17 protein-coding genes are annotated in these 18,932 nt (G+C 60.7%); 3 read left to right on the forward strand and 14 right to left on the reverse strand.

Annotated elements, in window-relative coordinates; all coding sequences use genetic code 11:
- Positions 1-10: 10 nt before the first annotated feature.
- From GJB56_RS25870 to GJB56_RS25885, 4 genes are all read right to left on the reverse strand, one after another.
- Entirely contained in the window at positions 11-994 is a 984-nt protein-coding gene (locus GJB56_RS25870) for an NAD(P)H-dependent flavin oxidoreductase (RefSeq protein WP_069146935.1), read from the reverse strand.
- Positions 995-1,026: 32 nt separating this feature from the next.
- On the reverse strand, positions 1,027-2,433 hold the full coding sequence (locus GJB56_RS25875) for a 4-hydroxyphenylacetate 3-hydroxylase N-terminal domain-containing protein (protein WP_113682085.1): 1,407 nt from the start codon (positions 2,431-2,433) through the stop codon (positions 1,027-1,029).
- Between the two features lie 121 nt (positions 2,434-2,554).
- A complete protein-coding gene (locus GJB56_RS25880; protein WP_113682086.1) occupies positions 2,555-3,994 on the reverse strand; it encodes an aldehyde dehydrogenase in 1,440 nt (479 codons plus the stop codon).
- Between the two features lie 113 nt (positions 3,995-4,107).
- Positions 4,108-5,043, reverse strand: a complete 936-nt coding sequence (locus GJB56_RS25885) for a helix-turn-helix domain-containing protein (RefSeq protein ID WP_064111553.1) — start codon at positions 5,041-5,043, stop codon at positions 4,108-4,110.
- A gap of 99 nt (positions 5,044-5,142) precedes the next feature.
- Here GJB56_RS25885 and GJB56_RS25890 point away from each other — a divergent pair, with 99 nt between their 5' ends.
- The 3 genes from GJB56_RS25890 (at position 5,143) to GJB56_RS25900 (ending at position 9,265) form a co-directional block, all read left to right on the forward strand.
- Positions 5,143-6,855: a thiamine pyrophosphate-binding protein gene (locus GJB56_RS25890; protein ID WP_113682087.1), complete on the forward strand. Its 1,713-nt coding sequence runs from the start codon at positions 5,143-5,145 to the stop codon at positions 6,853-6,855.
- A complete protein-coding gene (locus GJB56_RS25895) occupies positions 6,855-7,634 on the forward strand; it encodes an SDR family NAD(P)-dependent oxidoreductase (protein ID WP_230091077.1) in 780 nt (259 codons plus the stop codon). The genes GJB56_RS25890 and GJB56_RS25895 overlap by 1 nt, the downstream gene beginning before the upstream one ends.
- Before the next feature lie 92 nt (positions 7,635-7,726).
- Positions 7,727-9,265, forward strand: a complete 1,539-nt coding sequence (locus tag GJB56_RS25900) for a long-chain-fatty-acid--CoA ligase (protein WP_047888202.1) — start codon at positions 7,727-7,729, stop codon at positions 9,263-9,265.
- A 3-nt stretch (positions 9,266-9,268) separates the two neighbouring features.
- Here the strand turns inward: GJB56_RS25900 and GJB56_RS25905 are convergent, their stop codons facing one another.
- From GJB56_RS25905 to GJB56_RS25950, 10 genes are read right to left on the reverse strand one after another with little or no spacing between them, the layout of a single operon-like run.
- On the reverse strand, positions 9,269-9,910 hold the full coding sequence (locus GJB56_RS25905; protein ID WP_113682088.1) for a TetR/AcrR family transcriptional regulator: 642 nt from the start codon (positions 9,908-9,910) through the stop codon (positions 9,269-9,271).
- A gap of 58 nt (positions 9,911-9,968) precedes the next feature.
- On the reverse strand, positions 9,969-10,523 hold the full coding sequence (locus tag GJB56_RS25910) for a hypothetical protein (RefSeq protein WP_113682089.1): 555 nt from the start codon (positions 10,521-10,523) through the stop codon (positions 9,969-9,971).
- A complete protein-coding gene (locus tag GJB56_RS25915; protein ID WP_113682090.1) occupies positions 10,520-11,758 on the reverse strand; it encodes an MlaD family protein in 1,239 nt (412 codons plus the stop codon). The genes GJB56_RS25910 and GJB56_RS25915 overlap by 4 nt, the downstream gene beginning before the upstream one ends.
- Complete coding sequence (locus GJB56_RS25920) at positions 11,755-12,828, reverse strand: MCE family protein (RefSeq protein WP_113682091.1); 1,074 nt, start codon at positions 12,826-12,828, stop codon at positions 11,755-11,757. The genes GJB56_RS25915 and GJB56_RS25920 overlap by 4 nt, the downstream gene beginning before the upstream one ends.
- Positions 12,828-13,907 carry an MCE family protein gene (locus GJB56_RS25925; RefSeq protein WP_113682417.1) on the reverse strand — a complete coding sequence of 360 codons (1,080 nt, stop codon included), beginning with the start codon at positions 13,905-13,907 and terminating at the stop codon, positions 12,828-12,830. The genes GJB56_RS25920 and GJB56_RS25925 overlap by 1 nt, the downstream gene beginning before the upstream one ends.
- Positions 13,904-14,896 carry an MCE family protein gene (locus tag GJB56_RS25930; RefSeq protein WP_230091078.1) on the reverse strand — a complete coding sequence of 331 codons (993 nt, stop codon included), beginning with the start codon at positions 14,894-14,896 and terminating at the stop codon, positions 13,904-13,906. Before GJB56_RS25930 ends, GJB56_RS25925 begins: the two co-directional genes overlap by 4 nt.
- Positions 14,893-15,903 carry an MCE family protein gene (locus tag GJB56_RS25935; protein ID WP_113682093.1) on the reverse strand — a complete coding sequence of 337 codons (1,011 nt, stop codon included), beginning with the start codon at positions 15,901-15,903 and terminating at the stop codon, positions 14,893-14,895. The genes GJB56_RS25930 and GJB56_RS25935 overlap by 4 nt, the downstream gene beginning before the upstream one ends.
- Positions 15,900-17,084 carry an MCE family protein gene (locus GJB56_RS25940; RefSeq protein WP_020906103.1) on the reverse strand — a complete coding sequence of 395 codons (1,185 nt, stop codon included), beginning with the start codon at positions 17,082-17,084 and terminating at the stop codon, positions 15,900-15,902. The genes GJB56_RS25935 and GJB56_RS25940 overlap by 4 nt, the downstream gene beginning before the upstream one ends.
- Positions 17,081-17,926, reverse strand: coding sequence for an MlaE family ABC transporter permease (locus GJB56_RS25945; RefSeq protein WP_019746829.1), 846 nt, complete (start codon positions 17,924-17,926; stop codon positions 17,081-17,083). Before GJB56_RS25945 ends, GJB56_RS25940 begins: the two co-directional genes overlap by 4 nt.
- Complete coding sequence (locus tag GJB56_RS25950) at positions 17,926-18,765, reverse strand: MlaE family ABC transporter permease (RefSeq protein WP_020968384.1); 840 nt, start codon at positions 18,763-18,765, stop codon at positions 17,926-17,928. The genes GJB56_RS25945 and GJB56_RS25950 overlap by 1 nt, the downstream gene beginning before the upstream one ends.
- Between the last annotated feature and the right edge of the window lie 167 nt (positions 18,766-18,932).

Here is an 18,932-nt window from a genome sequence, read left to right on the forward strand (position 1 = left end):
CTCTCCTGTCCTAGACGGAAACGCGTTCGGTCATCGAACGCAAGCGTGCCCCGATGATGACCTCTGCTTCGGACACCATGCGCTGGACCAACTCGTCGACGGTGGGGATGTCGTGGATCAGCCCCTGTGATGTGCCGACCGTCCAGATGCCGGCGTCGGGATCACCGGTTTCGTAGACGCTTCGCCCACGCGCTCCTGCTACCAGGTCGCGCACATCCTCGAATTGTCCGCCGCGGGAGAGTATGTCGACAACCTCTCGGCTGACGATGTTGCTTGCCACGCGTGCAGTATTGCGGAGTGGTCGGAAGATCAGTTCGGTCTGTGTTTCGTCTGCAGCGACGATGGCTTCTTTGATGTTCTGGTGGATCGGAGACTCGGTGGTGCACATGAATCGCGTACCCATGTTGATGCCGTCTGCTCCGAGCGCCAGCGCGGCGACCAGACCACGTGCATCAGCGAAGCCGCCGGAAGCGATCATGGGTATCGAAATCTTGTCTGCGGCCGCTGGAATCAAGACCAAGCCTGCGACATCGTCTTCCCCTGGATGGCCGGCGCACTCGAATCCGTCGATACTGATTCCGTCGACACCGAGATCCTGTGCCTTGACCGCATGCCGGACTGTTGTGCACTTGTGGAGCACTTTGATTCCGGCGTCATGGAAGATCGGCAGGTGAGGACCGGGATTGGAACCTGCGGTCTCGACGATCTTCACGCCTGAGTCGACGATCACCTGGCGGTACTCGTCGTACGGCGGTGGCGTGATCGACGGCAGAATTGTGAGGTTGACGCCGAACGGTTGGTCGGTCAGGTCGCGGCATCGGGCGATTTCGTTCGCCAGGTCGGCCGGCGTCGGCTGCGTGAGTGCAGTGATGAATCCCAATGCGCCGGCATTGGCAACGGCTGCGACGAGTTCTGCTCTGCCGACCCACTGCATTCCACCTTGGACGATGGGGTGGCGAACGCCGAACGTTTCCGTGAATGCTGTCGAGATCATGAAAATCCTTGTTGTTCTCTCGGGACGAATGGTCAGAGGTGGGATATTCCGGCGAGGTCACTGACGTATTCGCGTGCCCTCATCGGATCGAAGGAGCGTGAGATCTGCAGTTTCTCGGCCTCGAGTGATCCTTCTGCGTGCGTGGCCAGGACTGACTGATATCCGCCGTAGTCGCGGGCGGTCAGATCCGCAATGAAGTTCAGCAGACGGAGACGCTTTTCGGCAGGAACTGCTGCAGCGTAGTATTTTTCGAGAACTACACGAATTTCGGGATTGTCCCAGTCTTCACCGCCGGGGCCGGTGGCGAGGAGGCCACCTGAGAGATCGGTGAGGATGGCGACCGCGTTGTGGAATCCATGTGCGAAGTGGTATTTGGCCATGTTGACGGCAAGCGGATCTGGTTGCCTGACACCGTGTGCTCCTGGCTTTGATCGAACGGCGGCGAGTTGAGCCAGTCCGCGCACGGTCTCGCTCCAGGTGATCAGTTCGGTGATCTTGCCCTTCACATGGCCTGCCTTGCTGATGCCGTTGGCCTCGGCGATCAGTGAAGCTGCTCCGACCATGATGTCGAGTAGGGGCAACTTGTAGTTGATGGCGGTGAACCGGTGGTAATCGACAAACGCCAACGCGAGTGGTCCGGCAAGTTCGGGTTGACGGTTGAGGAAGACTCGATTCTTCGGTACTCGGACATCGTTGAAGACGGTGAGCGATTCGAGGAGTTTGTGTTTCGTGGAGATCGGAAATTCGAAGGAGTTGCGTTCTCCGGATGCGTAGGGAGAGACGTACAGCTCGAGACCCGGTGTGTCGATCGGGATGGCGAAGGACACTGCGTAATCGGCGTCTTCGGGGCCCATCGCGCGGGTGGGCAGCACGATCAACTCGTCGGCGTTCGCCGAGAACGAAGTGTGGCACTTCGCACCGCGCACGGTGATGGAGTCGGCGTCCTCGTCGACGATGTGCAGGTAGAGGTCTGGGTCTGCCTGTTGGCGCGGTCCAAGTGACCGGTCACCCTTGACGTCGGTTTGCGCGACGGCGAGTGCGAGATCGCCGTCGCAGACCCGCTTGTAGAAAGCGCGCGCATTCTCGAGACCTTCACCGCTGGTTGCACGAAGAAGGGCGAACAGCGCATCGCTGCCCACCTCTTTGAGGACGATGGTTCCGCCGCCGCGCCGCGATACTTCCTCGATCAGGGCGCCGCGACGAATCAGATCGTCCGCAGATGTCGGCGCCACGTAGAACGCGCTGACTGGGTCACCGTCGACATCGGTGACCGCGAGGTCGGGTCGATCGTCGGCGATGTCGTAGCACAGTGCCGAATGGTTCACTGCGAGAGTCAGTTCGGGTTCGGCGTAGACATCGGAAATCTTCTTGCCTCGGTAGAAGACTCGGCGATCGTCGCTGAGCCCTTTTCGGTACTGGTCACTGGATCGCACGGCCACTGGATACTTCCTTGATCTTCTGTAGCGGTTACTGCATTGAACCTAGCTTAACGATCGTTAAGTAAGTGTGCAATCATCATGTGCTCGACGATTTCCGGCCACTCATGGCGCAGGTGACGAGTCAGGCCGTGGTGAAGATCGATTTGGTCTGGAAGTATGCGGCCAGGCCTTCCGGTCCAAGCTCGCGACCGATGCCGCTCGCCTTGGTGCCTCCGAACGGTGCTCCGAAATCGAGTGTGTAGCCGTTGATCCCGAACGAACCGGTATCGACTGAGCGGGCTATTTCCATCCCGCGGTCGCAGTCGGCAGTCCACACGGTTCCACCGAGGCCGTACTCGGAATCGTTGGCGATTGCGATGGCCTGTGCCTCGTCGGTGTATGGAATGACAGAGAGTACGGGGCCGAAGATCTCTTCGGTTGCAATCGTGTGGTTTGCGGAGACGTTACCGAAAACGGTTGGCTCCAGGAACCATCCGCGCTCGAGTGTGCGCGGTCGTGATCCGCCGGTCGTGATCCGTGCGCCTTCCGCAGTGCCTGCGGCGATGAAGGACTCGACGCGTTCGCGCTGCCCGGCGCTCACGAGAGGGCCGATGAAGGTGGTGGGATCCAACGGGTCGCCCACCGGCAGCGAATCGACCATTGCGGTGACGGCATCGAGCACTTCCTCATAGCGTCCGACGGGCGCGAGAATTCTTGTCGAGGCGTAGCAGGTTTGTCCGGTGTTGATCAACGATGCCGTCGCCAAACCTGCCATCGTCGCGTCGAGGTCCGCATCGTCGAGAATGACTGCGGCGGACTTACCGCCGAGTTCGAGCGATACCGGACGCAGAAGTTGTCCGCAGGTTGCTCCGATGTGTCGGCCTGCCGGTGTAGAGCCAGTGAACGCGACCTTGTGTACACCCGGATGAGCGACGAGGTATTTGCCGATTTCGGGTCCGCCGGTGATGATGTTGAGAACACCGGCAGGAAGACCGGCCTCCATTGCGGCCTCTGCCAGGACGAACGCGTCGAGCAAGGTCTCGGGTGACGGCTTCAGTACGACAGTGCATCCCGATGCGAGCGCGGGGGCGATTTTCATCATTGCGAGAAGAGATGGGAAGTTCCACGGTGCAATCGCGGCAACAACACCGATCGGTTCTTTCCGAACGATGGTGGTTCCCGTTCCGGCCAGCGCGTGACGGGGTTCTTCGAGCTCGGTCGTGCGGGCAAGCGCGGCGTAATAGCTCAAAAGCCCTGAAGGTCCCTGTCCTTCAGCGACAGTGGAGATCGATACGGGCATTCCGTTCTGCTGGCTGACCAATCGGGCTGTGAGGTCGGCGCGACGCCCCAAGGCTGCGGCAAATCGATCCAAGGCGTCGGCTCGGTCGGCAGGCTCGAGTCGCGACCACGTCCGGAAGGCCCGGCCCGCCGCCGCGACGGCAGAATCGACGTCGTTTGGTGCGCTGCCCGGCACGCTGCCGATCTTCTCTTCTGTGCTGGCCGAGTGCACCGAGATGGCGTCCGAAGTCGTCGGTGATTGCCAGGTTCCGTCTATGTAAAGTGCGGAGTGAGTGAGAATCATGCAAGCTCCTTGCGGTGGGTGGGTGTGCGGGGATCGGTGCGCTCACGTGGACGTAGGCAAACCGCCACACTCATTGACTTAGCGATCGTTATATAAGTCACTTGACTCACAAGCTATGTTGCTCCGCCTGTGGATGTCAATGGTCGAGGTGTCCGGCCGTGCATGAGAGTGGTGACCTGATCGGCGGCTTCACGCACAAGTTTGCCCAGTGCGGCGATCCGCTCCCCGGTCAGTGAGGACGGGGCATCGACCAAGCAGAGGATCAGCGCCGGTGTCGAGTCCTGGGCGAAGGCGACGGCATTGACGGACAGCAATTGATAATTGGCGTCGAGGTCGAGTGTTCCGACCGCGACATCCGCGGACAGAAGACGTCGCGCTTCTCTCAGTGCGAGTGCTGCCCTCTGGCCGCCGACTCCCGGGCCGCGCATCTCGGCGACGGCGTCGGAAATTGAACGTTCTTGTTGGCGAAGGCATTCCACGGCGAACCCGCGCTCTCGAATGGCCGTGAGGATTGGCTCGTACTCCGACCGTAGAAGTGCGGCCTCCGTGTCCAATGCCTCCTTGCCGAGGAGAAACCATTCGTGAAGGTCGTTCTCGTCGAACCATGCGGCAAGGCCTGCACCCAGTGGAGGTGCCATCAGCACATTGTCGCCGATGCGCAAGCCGAGAGTTCCGCTGCGCTTGGAGATCGGTTGAATTGCCTCGGCGACAACGAGGTCGGCGCCGGATCGGATGAATCCGAGACAGGCCAGTTCGGATGTGTCGGCCAGTTCTTGCATGACGGTGCGTGAAAGATCGACGACATCGATTGCGCGGGAAGCGGCTTGGCCGATGGGGACTAGCGCCGGGCCGAGTTGGTAGGTCTTGCGGATCGGGTGACGGACGAGCCAGCCGGCCTCGGCGAGAGCGACGACCATGGGGTAGCAGGTCGCCTTTGCGACGCCGAGGTGTCGTGCGATGTCGGCGAGGCTCCGCCCCGCCGTGGGGTCGGATGCCAGCAGTTCGGTCAGCATGACGATTCGATCGGTTTGAGGGGAATTTCGTGCCATGTGTTCGCATAATGCCACTCTGGCGTCGCACTGTGACCCACGATACAGTGAAATGACTTAGCGATCGTTAATCAAGCGGCAAACTCCGGAAGGAAATACATGATTGTCAACGGTGGCGAATTACTTGCCAGGGCACTAGCTGAAGCGGGCACAACCGAGGTCTTCACCCTGCACGGAGGGCACTTGGATGCTTTCCTCGTAGCCTGTCGACGTCACGGCATCCGGCTCACCGACACCCGACATGAAGCCACTGCGGGACACGCTGCGGATGCGTACGCGCGAGTGACGGGCAATTACGGCGTTTGTGTGGTCACCTCCGGCCCGGGCTTCACCAATGTCTACACCGCGCTGACCAATGCACTCCTCGATCGCACGCCGACTATCTTCGTCGTCGGTGCTCCGCCGATGCGTGAGACCGAGACGAATCCGCTTCAGGGTGGTTTCGATCAGATTGCCGCAGCTGTTCCGGTGACCAAGTGGGCATACCGCATCACCGATCCGGCACGCGTCCCCGAGATAGTTGCCCTGGCAATTCGTAAGGCGACGACCGGAATTCCGGGGCCGGTGCTGCTCGAAGTGCCGATCGACGTGATGTTCGGTGAAGCCGACGAAGACACCGTGAGATTTCCGGTGAACTACACAGTGAGTGCGAGGTCGGGTCCGACTGCTGCAGCGGTCGAGGCCGCTCTCGATCTGCTCGGTGAAGCGACGAACCCCGCCATTGTGATCGGAGGCGGCGTCACTTTCTCCCATGCGAGCGCGGCGCTGGTGGCGTTCGCGGAAACGGTGGACGTGCCGGTGTTCTACCCCGGGAAGTCCGATGGAGCGGTACCCGCAAGCCATCGACTGGCCGGCGGCGGACTGTTGGCGATCGGCTCGTTGCCTGCCCTTGGGTATCCGACCCCCGACGTGGTGTTCGTTGTCGGTGCCCGAGCCGGGATGTTCACCGGCGGACGCACCAGCTTGTTCCCCGGTGCGCGGTTGGTGCAGATCGACGTCGACGCGTCCGAAATCGGGCGTATGCAGGACGTGGACGTTCCGATACTTGCCGACTGTCGAGAAGCGCTCATCGCTTTGAAAACTGCTGCTGATCAACGTCAATGGCCCGATTGGAGTGCCTGGGTCGATGCCGCCACCAGTGCGAAACATGCGCACCGGCATGGTTTCGAGGACGAAGCGACGGAAAGCGGTAAGGCGCATCCGTACTTTGCAGCGTGCGCGATCGTCGAAGCCTGCCCGCCCGGTACTACTTTCGTGATGGACGGTGCCGAGGCCCCGTCGTGGGGCGAGTTCTTCACTACCGCCGAAGAGGTTGGTGGTGTCTTGAGGCTCGGCTACCTCGGATGTCTGGGTGTGGGGCCCGGTTTCGCAATCGGCGCACATCGAGCACGACCGGAATCACCCGTCGTGCTCATTACCGGTGACGGCGCGGCAGGATTCCACATCCAGGAATTCGACACGATGGCCCGTCATGGAATACCTGTTGTGACAGTGATATTCAACAATGCAGTGTGGGGGATGTCGATCCACGGCCAGGAAGCGGTGTACGGGGACGAAGGAATTGTCGTATCCGAACTCGCAGACAGCGCATACGAGAAGGTTGCCGAGGCCTTCGGTGGATACGGAGAGCGTGTTAAGGATGTCGCCTCCATCGCCGACGCTATGAAACGCGCGTTCGACGCGGGGGTTCCCGCATGTATCAACGTCGAGGTGGACCCGCACGTAGTCCACCCCATCACGACGATGATGCTCGGTGACGTCACGAGTACGGACGAAATCGTTGTCCCGTACTACGAGAACATTCCTCGCTGATGCCGGGGCGAATGGAAGGTGCAGTAGCCGTCGTGATCGGCGGAGCATCCGGTATCGGTTGGGCAACAGTGCAATTGCTGGCTGCCGAAGGTGTGAGCGTCGTGATAGGCGACATCGACATCGAAGGCGGGCGGAAACGCGCCGTAGAACTCGGTGGGCGAGCTGAAGCAGTCCGGGTCGACGTCGTCGACGAAGAATCGGTCAAGGGGATATTCGAGGGGGCCGAGGCGCAGCATGGTCGGTTGGATATCGCGGTCAATTGTGCCGGGGTGAATCTGCCGGGCTACATAACGGATTTGGAGGCGCAGACTTGGCGGCGCACCGTTGACATCTGTCTCACCGGAGGTTTCTTCGTGATCAAGCACGCGGCGCGTGCCATGACTGCCGGTGGATCGATCGTCTCGATCACCTCATTGAACGCACGGCAAGCGGCTGCAGGTTTTGCAGGATACTGCTCCGCCAAAGCTGGCCTCGCCATGCTCACCGAGGTTGCGGCACTCGAACTCGGAGACCGGGGGATACGCGTCAACGCGGTTTCGCCAGGTCTTGTCGAAACGCCACTTGTCGAGGGTCTCACCGGTGTGCCGGCTATTCAGGCGGACTTCACCGAGAACACTCCGCTCGGACGTAATGGGTTGCCACGCGACGTTGCCGAAGCGGTGTTCTTCCTCGCTTCCGATGCTTCTTCGTGGATCACGGGCGAGGTTCTCGATGTCAACGGGGGTGCCCACTTACGTCGGTACCCGGACGTGATGAAACACATCGGGGCGATGCAATAGCTCGTCGAGAGTTCGTCGGTTCTGATAGCGCCCGGGTGTCGTCCACGCGCCCGGGCCGGAAGTTACGTCCAATCCAGAAAGGGCTTTTCACGATGTGCTCGCAATATCGCCTTGCCGATGAGTCTCGACGCCACGCTGCTGCACGACCAGACGCCCTCGCGTTGACAGGTCGAGACGGGTCGATGACGTTTGCCGAGCTCGACCTCCGCACCAGTCGGCTGGCCAACGTTCTTCTCGACCTGGGTTGTAGATCTGGAACCAGGGTGGCCGTGGTGGACAGAGGCTCGACTCAAGTCGTCGAGATCGTACTTGCGGCAGCGAAGATCGGGGCAGTGGCAATCCCGATCAATTGGAGGTTGTCCGGCGCCGAGGTTGCCGAGGTGCTCGCCGACGCGGACGCTCGTGTGTTGTTCTTCCACAGTGAATTCGAGGGTGTGGTCTCGGCGGTGCAGGCATCGGGAGGGACGAAGCTGCGTGTCGTGAGGATCGACGGTTCCGAGGAGTTCGACTACGAAGCGCGATCGGCAGGCGCAAGTTCGGTCGATCCGGGATGGAGCGGGAGCCTGGACGACGTTGTACTGCAACTGTATACATCTGGAACGACGGCAAAACCCAAAGGCGTTCTCACGTCCAACAGGAACCTGGAGGCATGCACGCGAACCGGCGGGCCATGGGGATTCGACGAATCCTCGGTCAGCTTGTGTGCGATGCCACTGTTCCACATCGGTGGATTGGGTTGGGCGCTCGTGGGGCTTGCGAATGGCGCCCATAACGTCGTTCTCCCAGAATTCACACCTGCCGGTCTGTTGGAAGTACTGGAAGGGATGAGTATCACCAATACCTTTCTCGTGCCTTCCGTCATCGGGATGCTGGTCGACGTACCAGGCGCGCGAGAGCGCAATTTCGCAACTCTCCGATCCATCGCTTACGGTTCCTCCCCGATCACACCATGGGTCTTGAAGCGAGCTCTCGAGACGTTCCGCAAGCCCCTGTTCCAGGTCTACGGGCTGACCGAAACGCATGGAGCAGTAACACAACTTGATTCTTGTGACCATGCGGTGGACGGCGAGAAGGTCGGACTGCTGCGCTCGGTCGGAAAACCCTACCCCTGGGTGGACTTGAAGGTGATGTCACCGGAAGGCGAGGAAGTTGCGGTCGGCGAGGCCGGCGAGATCTATGTCAGGTCTCCGCAAACGACCGAAGGTTACTACCGACGGCCGGAAGAGACTGCCGCTGCGATAGATACCGACGGGTGGTTTCATACCGGCGACGTGGGACGGGTCGACAGCGAGGGCTACGTCTACATCACCGATCGGATGAAGGACATGATCATCACGGGTGGAGAGAACGTCTATCCCATCGAAGTCGAATCGGTCATCGCCGATTATCCGGGAGTATCCCAAGTTGCCGTCATTGGAGTGGAGGATCCACTGTGGGGCGAGGCGGTCAAAGCCGTCGTAGTTGCTGCTGCAGGGCATCAACTCGATACCGACTCGATTTCAGGTTTCGTTCGAAGCCGACTTGCCGGCTACAAGTGCCCCAAGTCCATCGAGATAGTCACGGAACTTCCGTTGGGTGCTACGGGCAAGATCCTCAAGCGCGAACTTCGGGCGCGATACAGGACAGTATGAGAATCAACGTGCACGCTTGCGGCCGGGTTTGCATCCAACCGTATTCAGTGCGATCACGGCGTACTTCTGAGCTACCTCTTCCGGGGTGAGTTCTCCCTCGGCGTGATACCAGCGCGGAATCGACTGGCACATCGCGAGAAGTGCGCGGGTGGTCTCGGGCACGTCTGCTACTGAGAAGAGACCTCGTTCCGAACCCTCGGTGACTATACCGAGCACCAATTCTTCGACGCCCTTGCGTACGACACGATATCGCTGTCGGTGTTCGGGACTGAGGTAGCGCACTTCCCCCTCGAGGGCTGCCAACCGAGAGCGGGTCGTCATACGAAGCACGATCGCTTCGACGACGTTGGTGAGCTGTTGTCGAGGGTCGTCTCCGCCGTCGGAGTACGCGCTGTGGGCACGAGCGAGGACGTCACTGGTCGAAATCTCCAGCAGAGCAAGGAGGATCCCCTCTTTGCTCTGGTGGTGGTAGTAGAGGGCGGGGATCGTCACGCCGACGCGGCGTGCGATCTCGCGTATCGAAGTACCGTGGAACCCGTTGTCGTAGAATCCTTCGAGGGCGGCTTCCAGGATAGGAGTCAGCTCGAGCGGCTCGATCCGTCGCCAACTGGCTGTGGCGTCCTTCGCCGAACCTTTCGTGGCCATACGTGGTCCCCTAGCTATCGCTCGATAATGCTCGGGGAGATACTACGCCGCGACGAAGTCACAACAACTGCACGTTGCTCAGTTTCCAATCGCCGTCCTCGCGGACCAGAGAAAGTTGCATGCGGTTACGGTCGATCCTCGGATCGGGGGAGTTGGTATTGGTGATCGTCTGATCGAGGAACACGAGCACCTCGGCGTTGTCGCGATCACTGCTCGCCAGCCCGGCTGAAATGATCTGAGCGGACGAGGTCGCCTGATACTGCACGATCATGTTCTGCAGGTTGGCTGCCACCTGGGCGTACTGACCGGCGAACTCGCCGACAGAGTTGTCACGCACCACGGAAAGATTCTGATCGAGGTTCTGGAAGTTGTACGTCGCAAGATCAGTGGCGAATTGCCGTCCGCTGTCCAGTGCGCTGGTACGCGCGTCTTCGTCGGCCGATTTCTGCCAGGTCGCGAATGCGCCCCATCCGAGCGCCGCGACCACGACCAGGACGCCGGCAACGATCAACAAGGTCTGCTTGCGAAGCCGCTTGGGCTTTTCGGCGATTGTGGGTGTCGGACTCTCGGGAGTCTGGGGTTGGGGTGTCTCGGACTGGGGTGTCTCGGTCATTGCGTTCCTTGTACTAGTAGTGCGGCAAACGAGTTGTCACCGAGAACGGTGTTCTGACCACCGTTGAGGCCCAGACGAATCGACGTTCCGTCACCGGTCGCAACGGTGCCGAGGGCAGGATCGTATTCGGCAACCCCGTCGATCGTTCCAGTCCCGGTGGGGACGTTCTGCGAACCGCGATTCTGGATCCGGCCCGACTGGTCCGCGCAGTGTTGGTTCTTGTCGAGCGTGGTCGGTGAGGTGTCCTGTACCGATCGTCGGGGCGTGTCGTAGATACAGACCGGGCCGAGTGCTGTGATCAGATCAAGCTGTGCGCGTCCGTCTTTGACGATACTTCCGAACTTCTCGAATCCTTTGGGCACCACCACCAACAAGGCATCGACGGCGGGCATCCGTGCAGTGACGATCTGAGTGGAGACGAGAGAATTGGCCAACAGCAGACTGAACGGCTCACGACTCTGTTCGATGAGAGGCAGTATCTGATTGTCGAGAACACTCGGGCTTCGATCGAGGAGTGTGCGCAGTTGCGGATCGGAGTTTCGTACCTGATCTGTCAATTGGCGAAGTGTGAGTGCAACTTCGGGAAGAGCGTCAATATTTTCCTCGTTCGCAGTGAACAGTGAGCGCGAGTTCTCGACGAGTGTGTTGACACGCGGTTGATCGGCTTGGACAGTGCGCGCGAGCACGTCGAAGTTGTCGACGAGCGCCTGCAGATCCGGACCCAATCCGTTCAATCCATCACCGAGTTCGTGCGAGAGGGTACGCAGATCTGCCGGATCGACGGTATCGGCAGCAGCGTTGAAATTCGCAATCACGGTTCCCAACGCGACCGGGATCGAAGTGCGCTCAGTCGGAACAACCGAACCTTCAACCAGATACGGGCCGCCGTCGGTCTGCGAGGACAACTGAACTTTCAATACGGGAACGGCGGTGTCCTGGCTGATGGCCACATGCGAATCGTTGGGTATCTGTTTGTCGGCGGCGATGCTCAACGTCATCACGACGAGGTCCTGGGCAGAGTCCACCTCCACCGACTCGACGTCGCCGACGGTGACTCCGCGATAGGCCACTTCCGAACCCGGAGCGATTCCGGCCGCGTTCTCCAATTCGACGGTGACCGAGAACGTTCCGGTGAAGGGATCTCCAGCACCTACTTGTCGGAGCACATACGTCGTGCTGACCACCGCGATGAGGAGAAAGGCGACGATCTCGAAATAGACGGTTCGGTTCTTCATCGCGTTCCTCCTTGCAGGGGTGTCGTGATCGGCAGTTCCCGATCGGAGGCGGGCAGAGGTGGCAGTGGCGGTGCGGCGCCCGGAATTATCTCGTTGAGCACCCCGGTCACGGTGCCCTCGACATTGACGTCGAGGTCGATGTTCACGTAATCACCTGGGCTGGCGCGCTCGAGGAGCGCTCTTGCGTTGTCCAGGTTGGACATGGTCTCACTCAGAGTCGGGCCCATTGCCGAGAACTGGTCGAGGATGGGTGACAGTCGTCCGGTGATCTCGGAGATCTGGTCGGCCGACTGGTCGAGCACGGAATTGGTTGCGGTACTGAGCCGATCGGTTTCGTCGAGAAGATCGAGGAGCGGTTGTCGTTGGTCGGCGATCACGCCCAATGCGGGTGTGAGTGTTCGCAAGCCTTCGTCGATGGTGGCGCTCTCGTCACCGATCAGAGCGCTGAGCCGGTTCAGGGAATTCAGTGCCGAATTGATCGATTCCTTTCGGTCGTCAAGTGTTCCGAGAAAAGTGTCAAGGCGCGCAAGCAGATCGCGGATCGTCTCCTCCCTGCCGTCGAGAATCTGATCAGCCTCACTGACGATGTTCTTGACCTGCGCCAACCCACTGCCGTTCAACAGAGTTCCGACGGCGCCGAGCAGTTGTGCGACATCGGGTCCGCGCACGGTCTCCGATCGCGCGATGGTGGAACCTGGTTCGAGCCTGGGGCCCGTTGGATCGACCGGAACTTCGAGGTTGACAAATGCGTCGCCGATCGGGGTGGACAGCTCGATCCGAGCGCGAGTGCCGACGGGTAGTTCGATGTCCGATTCAATTTCTGTATGTACCACGGCTGCAAATGTTTCCGCGCTCATCGACGTGACTCTGCCGACCACTGCCTGGCCGATCCGCACCTCGCCGCCGACGGGGAGTAATGACGCATCGACGAATTCCATGTTCAGCGGGTACGACTCTCCTGGCAGACTGCGCCCGAGGGGGAGGTGCTGGAAGTTGAGACTGCAGCCGGTCAACGGCGCCGCGATGACAAGTGCCACGACAACGCTCACCACGGACTTGTTCGACGCCATCAGTTGCCCCCACCGAGGATGCGTGCTAGGTCGGAGCTGCCTGCCGAAGGAAATTCGATGGGATTGACGATCCCAGGCCCGGTGCACAGCGGAATCGGCATCTTCTCGCACAGTTCTCGCGTCGTGTCGAACTGTGAGAGATCGGTGGCGACGTTCAATCGCGCTCTGGCTCGGCCTTCTTCGGTGACGAGGTTGGCGACGTTCTCGAATCCCGTTGGTGCCGTTTCGATGATCTCGCGCAGTTGGTCCTGTTTGGTCGCGACTGCACCGGCCAACTGTGCGAGCGCACCCAGATCGGCGGTGACCGCCTCGCCGTGTTCGGCGAGTAGCGCTGAGACCTGTCCGAGCAACGTGGTCAGGGAATCGAGCGCCCCGCTGATGTCTTCTCGCTGGGTACTGAACGCGCGGGCGGTGACTGTCACCGAATTCGACAGCGAGTCGACCTTGGTCTGGTTGTCCGCGATCAACTGCACGAGGGTGTTCAGGTTCTTCACGAGTTCGGAGATGTCGGGACTTGCACCCGCCAGTACCGAACTAGCCTGTGAGATGGACCGAACGGCATCGTTGAATGCTTGCCCGTTGCCGTCCGACGCGTGGGCGCCTTCTCCGATGAGGTCACCGATCCCACCGCCGTCCGCGCCAGGGCCGAGCGCCACCGTCAGTTCGTTCACCGATGCGGTGAGCTGGTCCCATGTCAGAGGGGAGTGAGTTCGTTCGAGTGGGATCACTGCGCCGTCCGCGAGGAACTCACCGTCCTCGTAGCCGGGGCCGAGTTCGATCGTGCGGTCGCTGATGACCGAAGGAGACAGGACCCAGGCCTGCGCGTCGGCCGGTATGCGTGTTCCGGATGGCAGGCTCATCGCCACTCGTACCCGGGACCCTTCCGGCGTGACGCTCTCGACCCTCCCGCTGGGAACTCCCAGAATAGTCACCGTGTTGCCGGTGAAGATGGCGTCGGTCGAGGTGAATTCGGCAGTGAGAGTGAGTTGGTGTTCGTCACGCGTGACGAACAGGACCGCACCGATCGCGCAGATCATTATCGCTGCCAGCACGGCGAGCTTCTTGACGGTCGTGGTCATCGACACCCCTGAACGAGCCCGACGACGCACAACCAGTTGTCCGGGATGAGGGTGGAGGGCGAGTTGAGGTCGAGCCAGTTGCCGTTACCGGTCGCATTGGTGACGTACCGAACGCTGGGGGCGAAGTTGTCGAGCAACGTGGTCAGTGATTGTTCGTTCTCGGAAAGAACTCCCGTCACCTCGTGGATGTCTCCCATGACCGAGTCGACCAATGCCTGGTTGTCACCCAGGAACTGGGCAAGTGTGGGGCTCAACTGATTGAGGTCTTGTACAAGCGCATTCAGCACATCTCGCCGGTCGGCGATCGTGGCCATCACCAGGTCCGCATTTCCCAGAAGGGTTTCCAGAGTGTCCTTCTGCTCGATCAGTGTTGCGGTCGTCTGCTGCGCTCCGGTGAGAAGGGAACGGAGCGCAACGTCGTTGTCGTTGACTACTCCGGAGAGTGCGTCGATTCCCTCGAGCGAGCGGCGAATGAGCTCGGGATCGTCCGGTGAGTTGTCGGACACCACGGTCAGCATGTTTCGCAGTTGTTGCAGATCAAGGTTTTCCGAAGTGGATTGTGCTCCTCGTCCGAGATCGTCGAGGGTGAACGGAACACTCGTGTTCTCGATGGGAATGGTCGAACCTCCGGGTAACGAGCGCGATCCGTTCGGAGTGATGTCGAGCGAGCGTCGGCCGAGCAGAGTCGAGATCTTGATGTCCGCGCGCGAGTTTTCGCCGAGAGTGACGCCGTCGTCGAGTCGGAAGGTGACTTCAACGGAGTTGCCGCTGACCGCCAACGAGGTGACCACCCCGCTCGGGACTCCCGCGACGTTGACCGGATCGTCCTGCGTCAATCCGGTGGCGTTGGCAAACACGGCGTTGTACTCGTTGGTCTTGACCTTCAAGATCAGTTGAGGGACAACGAGTGCGGCCAGAACGACACAGACTCCGACGAGAATGCAGATCATTCCGTTGCGGACGGGGTTCTTGACGGTGAGCCAGTTCATCGGCACACCGCCGAACGCTCGGGGCCGCCGAGAGTCACCGATTGGTCCAGCGCGCTGAGTCGGAAGTTACAGATGTAGATGTTCGCCCAACTGCCGTAGCTCATTGCGATTCCCAATTGGGTGAACAGTTGATCGAAAGCGGTGATACCGGTCGCCAGCGACTCACGATTGTCGACGACGACGCTGGCCGACTGATCGATCGAAGTCAGCGCGCCAGCCAAGTCCGGTTCCACGCGCGTCACCAAGTCCTGAAGGGAAGAAGTCAGGGAACCTGCGGAATCAACTGCGGCCGAGATCTGTTGGCGGTCCTGTGCCAAACCACCGACCAGTGTGTCGAGCGTGTTGATCATCTCGACGAAGTTGGGTCGATTCGTCGTCGTGACGGTGAGTACCCGGTCGAGGTTGGTCAGTAGTTGGTCCAAGATCGCGTCTCGGGACGTCAAGTTCTCGGTGACGGCAACTGTGCGCTCCAGCAGGCTTTCGATGGTGGAACCTTGTCCTTGGAATACCTGGACGACTTGTGCGGCAAGCTCGTTGACTTCTGCGGGGTCAAGTGCGTCGAACAGGGGACGGAAACCGCCGAGGATGTCGGTGAGGTCGATCGCCGGCTGAGTCTGTTCCACGGGAATTGTGGCTCCGGGGGAGAGGTAGTTGCCGGCTACGAGTTCGCCCTGTCCGGGTTCGATCGAGATCGTCCGTGCCCCCAGCAGATCTGCATACCTCACCACAGCCCGACCGTCGGTCGGAATACGTTGTGTAGATTCGAGTTCGAAGCCGACGACGGCTTGGTTGTTCACCAACTCGACGCTGTCGACGCGCCCTACTCGCACCCCGGCGATCTGAACATCGCTGCCGGTGACCAGGCCGGAGGCATTGACGAAGACGGCCCGGTACTGCGAACTAGACCCGGAGACTGGGTTGATCAGAGTGCTCACCACGACCACGGTGGCGAGAATCGACAGCGCGGCAAACAGTCCGAACCTGATCAGCGATTTCTTCACGCTCATCCGCCCACCACCGTCGTGCCGCGAAATACCGGCCCCGCCACGAGAGTGTCCAAAGCTGTACCGCCCTGGGTGATAGCTGAGATCAGGGATTGTTCGGCAGGGCTGCCGACCGGGCCGACGGTTCCGCCGAACGCGGTCGCGGCGGCAGGGCAGTTGGGGCCGCGGGTCCCGTCGTATTGTGGGCAGTCGGTCTTTCCGTACGGATACAGATCTGTGACAGACAGACGCAAGTCAGTGCTGAGCCAGGGACCGTGCGCCAATGCGGGCGGGAGTTTGATCGTGAGATTGCGCAGGCCGTTGTAGAAGGTGGTGATGTGGTCCGGCCGCGAAGTGATTGCACCGGTGAGGGAATCGGCGTCGTCGACCAAGGTGATCAGGCGGTCGCGATTGTCGCCGATCAGACTCGTGGCAGCAGATCCAGTGCTGGTGCCTGCTCGCAGAAGCCCCGCCAATCCGTCGGATTTCTCGACGACGGTCTTGGATGTGGTGATGGAGTTCTCGAATGCGGCGAGCATGTCGGGCGCACTCGTCGAGAGACTGTCGGCGAGCGTGGCTATGTCGTCGAGATCGTCACCGAGTCCGTCGATGACGGGCTGCGCACCGACCAACGCTTGGTGGACTGAATCGAGAGACTCACCGATCTGGTTTCCCTTGCCGCTCATCGCATCCGAGACTGCCGTGAGTGCCACGTTGATGTCGGCGGGGTCGAGGGAAGAAACGAGCGAGTAGATCCGTGAGATCGATTGGTAGAGCTGGACCGCGACTTCGGACTGATCTGATGCCAACTCGGTACCCGGCGCGAGAGCAGGACCGCGCGAGAGACCGTCAGGTTGAATCAGGTCCACGAAGAAGTCGCCGAAGATGTTGCGGGGCATCAGCCGCACCTGACTTGTCGACGGTATGTCCTCGAATGCACCCTCGTCGATTGCGAGTGAGATGGTGGAAGCGGTGGTGCCAGGCTCGATGTCGGCGACCGAACCGACGACGACGCCGCGGTACTGAACCGAGGATCCGACTCGCAGCGCACCGGCGCTGGCAGGGACGACAGCACTGACCTGCGGTGTGGAACTGAACGTGTCCGTGCCCCTGCTGAACAAGAAGACGTAGGCGACGATCAGCAGGACTATCGCAAGTAAACCACGCAGTGCCAGTGCAATTCGACTGGTACCCGTGACGATCATCCGGTCAACCCGGGCACCTGAGGTTTGAGTCCCCAGAGCGCGATGGTCATGGCGACGTCGGTGAAGGCCAGGAAGACGATGCTGGTGCGCAGCGCTCGCCCGGCTGCTCGCCCGACGCCTTCAGGTCCGCCCGTCGCGGTATAACCGTAGTAGCAGTGCACGAGGGTCACGACGACCGCGAACACCATGACTTTTATCAAGGACAACCAGATGTCGTTGGGAGAGAGGAAAAGACTGAAGTAGTAGCCGTATGTTCCCTCCGACTGGCCTTTGACCCGGATCACCGCGAGCGCCGTTGCCATGTACGAAGCAAACAGGCCGACCAGGTACAGCGGGACCACCGCGATGAGCGCCGCGATCATTCGGGTGGTGACCAGGTATCGCAGCGAGGGAATCGCCATGACTTCGAGTGCGTCGATTTCCTCGGAGATCCGCATGGCTCCGAGCTGCGCGGTGAATCCAGTTCCGACCTTGGCAGCCAAGGTGATTGCGGCAACGAGTGGTGCGACCTCACGAGTATTCGCGATGGCGGACATCACGCCGGACAGCGGTGCGAGGCCGACGAGGTTGAGTCCGCGGTAGCCCTCGAGTCCGATCTGGGAACCTGCGAAGAACGAGATCGCGAAGATCACGACGACGCTGCCGCCGCCGGCGAGCAGGGTGCCCGAACCGAATGCCACCTGGGCGACGAGACGGGCGACTTCACGCCAATATCGCTTGAGGGTTGCCGGAATCGAGATGATGACGCGCGCGTGGAACGTGAACTGATCGCCGAGTCGACTCAGACCGTCGACGGTGCGCGAACTGGCCCGCTTGGCACGAATTGCGATGGGCAGGTGCATCAGTAGGCACCCTTCACCGAGACGAACAGCGGGTAGAACTGGGTAATTGCGAGGTTGGCGACGAACACGAGGACAAACGAGAGCACGACGGTCTCGTTGACTGCGTCGCCGACGCCTTGAGCTCCGCGCTTGACGGTCAGGCCCTTGTAGCAGGCCACGATTCCCGAGATGAGAGCAAAGGCAACGGCTTTGATACCGGAGACGACGAAGTCGCTCGGTTGACTGAATTGAACGAGATTGCGCAGGAAGCTCTGTGCGTTGCCGTCGAGTATCAGGACGTGAACGAAGAGGCTTGCGCCCAAACCGATCACGAGAACTATCGAATTCAGCAGGAGGCAGACGACGGCAATTGCGATCATCCGCGGCACGACCAGGCGTTCCAACACCGGCAGGCCCAGTACTTCGAGCGCATCGATCTCTTCGCGGATCGTGCGCGCTCCCAAATCTGCGCAGATTGCGGAACCGCCGACGCCGGCGATGATCAGGGCGCAGACCAGCGGTCCGGCCTGTCCGATGATGAGGAACGCGACGACTGCACCGCTGTATGAACCCGCGCCGATTTGGTCTGCGAGCGAACCGATCTGGAGAGCTACGCCCACGCCGAGGGGAATCATCACCAGTGCCGAAGCGACCGAGGTGACGTGGGCGAGAAACCACATCTGGTCGAGCGCTTCACGCCAGGCGAGGCGCTTGTGTCGCAGAGTTGTGAAAGCGGCGACGCATACGCGAACGGTGAAGGTGAACAGCAGTCCGATCTCGGACAGCAGGTTCGAGAACATGTTCGTCTTGGCGGGGGAGGCAGGCGTTGCGTCCCCGGTTGTTCCAACTTCAGTGCTCACGCCATCCCCCTTTCCGTCCGAATCGTTCTGGTCGGGTTTCTTCGATCACACTCGGAAGGTCGAAGTGCTCCAGGTCACGTTCGGAGACGGTATCAGGAAACTGACTCTGAAGTAAGTTCCAATTCGGGCACGCCATCACAAGGCGTGAATGTGGACGCGGAGCTTCC

It is taken from the genome of Rhodococcus sp. AQ5-07 (assembly GCF_009707305.1).
Classification (GTDB): Bacteria; Actinomycetota; Actinomycetes; order Mycobacteriales; family Mycobacteriaceae; genus Rhodococcus_F; species Rhodococcus_F erythropolis.